Origin of the sequence: Dyella japonica (assembly GCF_040545895.1) — a bacterium.
In the GTDB taxonomy this organism is placed as follows: domain Bacteria; phylum Pseudomonadota; class Gammaproteobacteria; order Xanthomonadales; family Rhodanobacteraceae; genus Dyella; species Dyella japonica_D.
Map to the genome: position 1 here is coordinate 1 of NZ_JBEPMU010000022.1, position 2,492 is coordinate 2,492.

Here is a 2,492-nt window from a genome sequence, read left to right on the forward strand (position 1 = left end):
CTGGTCTTCAATCGCTCCGATGCCCTCAGTTACGGTGGGGCGATCTCGGGCGCCGGCACCATCGCGCAGATCGGCAGTGGCATCACCACGCTCGGCGGCGACAGCAGCACCTTCTCGGGCAGCACCAGCGTCACCAACGGCACCTTAGAGGTCAACGGAGCGCTAGGCAATGCCAGCAGCACCATGACCGTTTCCAACGGCGGCGCGCTCAAGGGCAATGGCACGATCGGTGGTAACGTGGCGATCAGTGACGGCATCCTCGCGCCCGGCAATTCGCCCGGCACGCTGACCATCGGTGGCGACCTGTCACTCACTGCTGCCTCGGTACTCAATTACGAGTTTGGACAGGCGGGTGTCGTGGGCGGTCCGCTCAACGATCTGACGGTGGTCGGTGGCAACCTGACGTTGGCCGGCACGCTCAACGTCAGTACGTCGGCCGGCGGTAGCTTTGGCCCCGGTCTTTACCGTGTGATCAGCTACGGCGGCACCCTCACCGACAACGGCCTCGTGCTTGGCACGCAGCCCGCCGGCAGCATGGATCTCGTGCAAACCGCCGTTGCTGGACAGGTCAACCTGATCAACCGGGCGGGACTCACGCTGAACTTCTGGGATGGCGCTACGACGCCGCGCAACAACGGTGTGGTCGATGGCGGCACCGGTGTCTGGCAGTCTTCGGCAGGCAACGACAACTGGACCAACATCACCGGGATTATCAACGCACCCTACGCAGACGGCACGGTCGCGATCTTCGCCGGCTCGCCCGGTACCGTCACCGTCGACAACAGCCTGGGTGCGGTGGTGTCCGGCGGCATGCAGTTCGCCACCAACGGCTATGTGCTGCAGGGGCAGCCGATCACCTTGGCTGCCGGCAGCAACACGCTGCGCGTCGGTGATGGCACGGCACCGGGTGCAGGCTACGTGGCCACCATCGCGACGGCACTGACCGGCCTGGGCGGCATCGACAAGACCGACCTGGGCACGCTGATTCTGTCCGGCGATAACAGCTATACCGGCGGTACGACTATCAGCGCGGGCGCGTTGCAGCTCGGCAACGGCGGCACGACCGGTTCCATCCTGGGCGACGTGACCGACAACGGCACACTGGCGTTCGATCGCTCCGACGACATCACCTACGGCACCGTTATCTCGGGCACCGGCGCGGTTACCAAGCTAGGCAGCAACACCCTGACCCTGACCGCGGCAAGCACGTATACCGGCGCCACCACCGTTGCCGCCGGCACGCTGCGCGCCGGTGCGGCGAACATGTTCGACGCGGCGTCGGCCCACACGGTGGCGCCAGGCGCGACCCTCGATACCGCCGGCTTCGCTCAAAGCGTGGCGGGCCTGACCAACAGCGGCACGGTCAATGTGGCGGGTGCTACCGCCGGCAACACGCTCACGGTCAGCGGCGCCTATGTAGGTAACGCGGGCACCCTGACATTGGGCACGGCGCTGGCCGGCAACACCAGCGTGAGCGACCAACTGGTGCTCAACGGACCGGCGGCCAGTGCCAGCGGCAACACCACCCTTCGGATCACCAACCTGGGCGGCCTGGGTGCGCTCACCACGGGCGACGGCATCCAACTGGTCGACGCGATCAATGGCGCCACCAGCACCGCCCAAACGAGCAAGAACGCCTTCAGCCTGTCGGGTGGGCACGTCGACGCGGGCGCTTTCGAGTACCGCCTCTATGCGGCCGATGCGCAAGGGGCCGGCGAGAACTGGTATCTGCGCTCCACCACGACACAGGCGGTGCAACCACCCAGTCCTCCGTCCGTGCCGCCGTCTGCGCCGCCGCCGAGCCAGCCTACCGTCCAGGTGCCGACCTACCGCGTGGAAGTGCCGCTGCTGGCCGCGCTGCCGGCGCAACTGAGGCGCGCTGATCTGGCGATGCTGGGCAACCTGCAGCGCCGTATCGGCGACGAAGCGCCGGCCGGATCGACCGACGCCGTGGATGCCAGCGAGCACCGGACCTGGGCTCGCGTGGTGTATGCCGACGTCGGCGCCACGCAGCCGGGCATCGCGCAGGCACGGGCCGATGGGAGTGTCAGCGGCCTGCAAGTGGGCACCGACCTGTGGGTCAACGATGCCTGGCATGCCGGTGTCTACCTGGGCTACCTCAACGGCAGCAGCGACGTGACCGGCAATGCGCGCGGCGAGATCGCGCCGGTAGGCAGCGACCGTCTACGCGCCCACTACCTTGGCGCGTATGCAACCTGGATGGATATGAGCGGCTGGTACGTGGATGGCGTGCTGCAGGGGGTGAGCCAACGCTATGACGTTCGCCCCAACATCACCCGCGCTGTCTCGGGCAAAGGCGACGGCTTCATGGCCTCGGTGGAGGCCGGCAAGGCGTATGCGCTGGTCGATCGCTGGAGCGTCGAGCCGCAGGTGCAAGTGGCCTATCAGCACAACAGCATCGACGACCTCATGCTCAGTGGTGCGCGCGTACAACAAGAGGCGGCCAGTGGTTGGATCGCTCGCCTGGGCGT

1 protein-coding gene is annotated in these 2,492 nt (G+C 67.1%); it reads left to right on the top strand.

Annotated elements, in window-relative coordinates:
- Window positions 1-2,492: autotransporter outer membrane beta-barrel domain-containing protein (locus ABIC75_RS23045; RefSeq protein WP_354016221.1), on the top strand; the 2,492-nt coding region annotated here is incomplete at both ends.